At 42.8% G+C, this 4,004-nt stretch carries 5 protein-coding genes; 1 reads left to right on the top strand and 4 read right to left on the bottom strand.

The annotated features are described in order from the left end of the window. Nucleotides 1-174: 174 nt before the first annotated feature. From IM450_RS21625 to IM450_RS21615, 3 genes are all read right to left on the bottom strand, one after another. Entirely contained in the window at nt 175-660 is a 486-nt protein-coding gene (locus tag IM450_RS21625) for a GNAT family N-acetyltransferase (RefSeq protein ID WP_002801343.1), read from the bottom strand. 22 nt (nt 661-682) lie between these two features. Then, nucleotides 683-991 (bottom strand): hypothetical protein, encoded by a 309-nt coding sequence (locus IM450_RS21620; protein ID WP_002759516.1) that lies wholly within the window; start codon nt 989-991, stop codon nt 683-685. A 119-nt stretch (nt 992-1,110) separates the two neighbouring features. Continuing rightward, the gene (locus tag IM450_RS21615) at nt 1,111-2,004 is read right to left on the bottom strand and encodes a methylenetetrahydrofolate reductase (protein ID WP_287665850.1); all 894 of its coding nucleotides are present in this window, start codon (nt 2,002-2,004) and stop codon (nt 1,111-1,113) included. A 225-nt stretch (nt 2,005-2,229) separates the two neighbouring features. Here IM450_RS21615 and IM450_RS21610 point away from each other — a divergent pair, with 225 nt between their 5' ends. Beyond that, nucleotides 2,230-2,955, top strand: a complete 726-nt coding sequence (locus IM450_RS21610; RefSeq protein ID WP_287665848.1) for a GDSL-type esterase/lipase family protein — start codon at nt 2,230-2,232, stop codon at nt 2,953-2,955. Between the two features lie 373 nt (nt 2,956-3,328). Here the strand turns inward: IM450_RS21610 and IM450_RS21605 are convergent, their stop codons facing one another. Continuing rightward, a complete protein-coding gene (locus IM450_RS21605) occupies nt 3,329-3,556 on the bottom strand; it encodes a type II toxin-antitoxin system Phd/YefM family antitoxin (RefSeq protein ID WP_002759521.1) in 228 nt (75 codons plus the stop codon). Nucleotides 3,557-4,004: the final 448 nt, after the last annotated feature.

Below are 4,004 nucleotides of genomic sequence, written 5' to 3'. Positions count from 1 at the left end.
CTGAAATGGGGCGAAAGTCTGTGGACTCTGTGTAAGACAGTACATGGTTTTTTAACTGTGGTATGCGACGGTGGTGGAAGCAGAAACTTAAATCGTGAGGTTTAGGAATCGCCGCACTTTTAGGGCGGCGAGGATGTCAAGCTTGACGGTGTAACTTGTTGCATCGGGACTGACTTATTTATCGCTATTACCCAATTCTGCTAAAGCAGTCCCGGTGAGGCGACAAATTTGCCACTCTTTGAAGGCCTTAGCCCCCATTTTTCCATAAAAATCGATCGCCAGTTGATTCCACTCTAAGACAGTCCATTCTAAAAGTCCTGCATCCCTAGCGACGGCAATTTTAGCCACAGCCATTAGTAAAGCTTTCCCGATACCTTGACTGCGATAATCGGGTAAAACGAAGATATCTTCCAGATAAATCCCCGGTTTAGTTATAAAGGTGGAATAGTTAGCAAAAAATAGGGCAAAACCGACTATTCTACCCCCTACTTCCGCCACCAATGCTTCGATGTAGGGTTTTTCCCCGAATAAATGCTCCCCTAAAGCTTGACTATTTCCTGTCATTAAATGGCTGAGTTCTTGATAGGCTGCTAAGGCAACAATTAAGTCAAAAATATCCTTGACATCGGTAGCAACGGCAGCACGGATGGAATAATTCATGATTGCTGGTCAAATCTTGATTTTAATGCTGATGATGTTTATGGGGAGATTCAGCCGGGGGAGAATTAAGATTGGAAAAATGGCCGTTATTTAATCCCATGCCAACGCTACCAATACTGAAAAGTCCCATGGAAACAAAACCGGCCGCAATTGTCCCCATGGCCACGGTTCCAATGGAAACTATTCCCATAGGAACAATACCGATGGAAATAACGCCCATGGGAACAATGCCAATAGAAATTATACCAGTGGGGGCAATACCGATCGACAACCATTTTCGTCCGGAATTACCACAACTATTCTCTTTTTCTTGACCTAGATTGGAGTCCATGCTTTTAATCCCGAAGATGCTTTGAGCCTTACCATCCTAGGTTAGGGGTAGAATTCTTGTCAAAAGACCAGTAGTCAAAATGAAAGTTAATTTTTTATAAAAACTATTGACTTTTCATCTCAGTTATGTATTGGCGGGATACCGGCCACGTCGAGAATTTTCGGGACTAAATCCTCCCGTTTAATCGCCATGATGTGGACACCTTGACATAACTGCTGGGCTAATTTTATTTGTTCGGCGGCGATTTTGATGCCTTCTTCGAGGGGATGGGGTGCGTCGGCGAGTCTTTGAATGATCTGGTCGGGAATTTGTACCCCCGGCACATTTTTATTTAAAAATACGGCATTTTTAGCTGATTTTAACAGAAAAATCCCCGCTAGAATCGGTTTATCGGCCAGCGAGGCCACCTGCCGCATGAACTTATCAAGACACTCGAAATCCGTAACTAATTGACTTTGAAAAAACTGCGCTCCTGCTTCGATTTTACGCTCAAAACGGCTTTGAAGACCAGACCAACTTTTTGACTGCACATCGACGGCAGCCCCAGCAAAAAGTTCTAGGCGTCCATCGGGTAAAGATTTATCGTTAAAGTCAAAACCTTTATTTAATTTATCGATTAATTTTAACAAACGTACCGATTCTAGGTCAAAAACTGCCCTAGCTTTGGGGTGATCTCCTGCTTTGACGGGATCTCCAGTTAAAGCTAGTATATTTCTCAATCCCAAAGCATGAGCGCCCATGAGATCTGCTTGTAATCCGATCACATTGCGATCGCGACAGGCTATTTGACAGATGGGTTCGATGTCGTGTTGATAGAGAATAGCGGAGGCAGCCAGAGAGGACATTCGCACTACGGCGCGACTGCCATCGGTAATATTAGCCGCATGAACGCGATTTTTTAGCCAGAGGGCCATTTCTAGCATATGACTGGTATTACCCCCTTTCGGGGGAGTAATCTCGGCTGTAATCAAAAATTCTCGGTCTTGAACCGCGCGTTGTAAACGAGTAGTCATCAATTTATCTAGGTTTTAACCATAAATTTTATAGCAGATTTAGCCCGGAAATGGCTCTTAGGGAAGCAATGATCATCGGGCTGCTTTATACTGGTCGGTGTCAGCACCTGGCTGATATCAGATAAGTTAACTGGCAGGAAAAAATTTTTAATGTAGTATAATACACGGACAGTTTAACCAAATCCGTTTACAAGTGTAAAGGACAACGGATTCGATCGAGCGATCATGCAAACTCTTCCTCCTCCTACTAAAGACAAAGACGCAATCATGACCCATCCCCTTAAAATCGTCGCTTTAGGAGATAGCCTTGTGTATGGCTATGGCGACCCCGTGGGTGGCGGTTGGGCCGAGCGCCTACGTCGTTTGTGGATGGAAAGTGCCGGTCATACCCTGTATAATTTGGGTATTCGCGGCGATCGAGTGGTACAAGTGTCCGAACGCTTAGAACAGGAATTTCGTCTCAGGGGGGAAATTCGCAATCGTCTTCCTGACCTGATTCTTCTCTCCGTCGGTGTTAATGATACAGCCCGTTTAGGCCGGCCCGATGGTCGCACTTATACCGATCACGATCTTTTTCAAACTCAAATCGAACATTTACTCACCCGGGCCCGTTCTCTTTGCCCGGTTTTGTTTATAGGTATGATTCCCGTGGATGAGCGGAAAATGCCCTTTTTAGATTGTTTTTACTTCAACCATCGCGATCAGTATCGTTTTAAGGAAACCACTAAACAAGCTTGTCTAGAGCAAAATATTCCCTATCTCGATTTATTTGATCTCTGGATGGACCGGGGTGATCTGTGGTGTCAAGAAAGATTAATGCAAGATGGACTTCATCCCAATGTCCAGGGCTATCAATCAATTTTAGAGGATATTTTAAACTGGTCGCCCCTCACCTCCTTTGTCGGTGTGGATGGTTTTATTCAACCGTTCACAGGAATTGCAGAAAAGTGATGTCCTCTGTTCTCAGTGGTTCTAGCGGCGCTACGGAAACGAGAAGATCCGGTAATATAACTGAACTTACCCCCTACATATCTACTACAATGCTGAACAGACAATTGCGCTACTCGTTCAAAATGTAGTAAATTAAGGGGCAAAATTTGCCAATCATTGCTCTAAATTTGTGACGCAATCAATTCTCGAAAAGGTGAATCAAAAGTTAATTTTTCCAGACTATATTTGATCGTCATTTTCCCAAAACTACCTTAACTAAGATAAACTAGATTTTCTCTTTCATTAATCATAATTTTATGGTTGTCTCTCAATTGTTTATTATTAGTGACATACCAAAGAAATACATGACTATCTATTAAAACTTTGAGCATAATTATTGATAATCTTCAAAATCAGTTAAAGGGGCATCAAAATCATCGGCTATCCAAAATTTTCCCGCAGCACTTCTCGGTTGAAGCGGTGGTTTCTTGGCTAACTTTACAGGACTTAATTTAACTACAGGTTCATTATTTTCTGTGATGATAATTTCTTCACCTTTAAGTACAGCTTCCAATAACTCATTAAGTTGATTTTTTGCTTGTTTTAATTCAACTGTAGTCATTAGTTTACCTCACTGATCAACAACACAAACATTAGTTTAATCTCAATCAAGAAAAGCGATGGATTAAGTTATATCTAGGGTTTGCTGAATAAATGTGAAATGTAGGCAAGGTAAGAGTTTTGTGGCTTTACGAGCGAAACAGGTGCAAATTTTGAGAGAATCGTCGTTCAAAACCTTGCGTCTTCATCGGCCCGCGTCCTGTAGGGGCGAAGCATTCGGGCAATAACCTATCGGTGAAACCGTAGATTTTCTATCCGAATGCTTCGCCCCTACTTTTTGCCGCAAACCCTATCTATATCCTTACTTTTAATCATCGGAAATTTTGGGTCTGAAACCCCGCCGTTCTAGGTTGGCTTTACGTTAGAATTAAAAGGCCAGTCTCGAAAACCAAGTGGACGGCGCAGCACCTTGAAAACTCGGCTTAGGGGGTTCCGACCAGAAAAGCTTG

The sequence above is a fragment of the Microcystis sp. M083S1 genome, assembly GCF_020246405.1.
GTDB lineage: Bacteria > Cyanobacteriota > Cyanobacteriia > Cyanobacteriales > Microcystaceae > Microcystis > Microcystis aeruginosa_C.
The sequence above is the reverse complement of the archived record's forward strand: the minus strand, read 5'-3'. Positions and strand labels throughout refer to the sequence as shown.

Bases quoted from the DNA above. Each gene is read 5' to 3' on its own strand.
- IM450_RS21605 (WP_002759521.1), bottom strand. From the start codon at position 3,556: ATGACTACAGTTGAATTAAAACAAGCAAAAAATCAACTTAATGAGTTA.
- IM450_RS21620 (WP_002759516.1), bottom strand. From the start codon at position 991: ATGGACTCCAATCTAGGTCAAGAAAAAGAGAATAGTTGTGGTAATTCC.
- IM450_RS21625 (WP_002801343.1), bottom strand. From the start codon at position 660: ATGAATTATTCCATCCGTGCTGCCGTTGCTACCGATGTCAAGGATATT.
- IM450_RS21615 (WP_287665850.1), bottom strand. From the start codon at position 2,004: ATGACTACTCGTTTACAACGCGCGGTTCAAGACCGAGAATTTTTGATT.
- IM450_RS21610 (WP_287665848.1), top strand. From the start codon at position 2,230: ATGCAAACTCTTCCTCCTCCTACTAAAGACAAAGACGCAATCATGACC.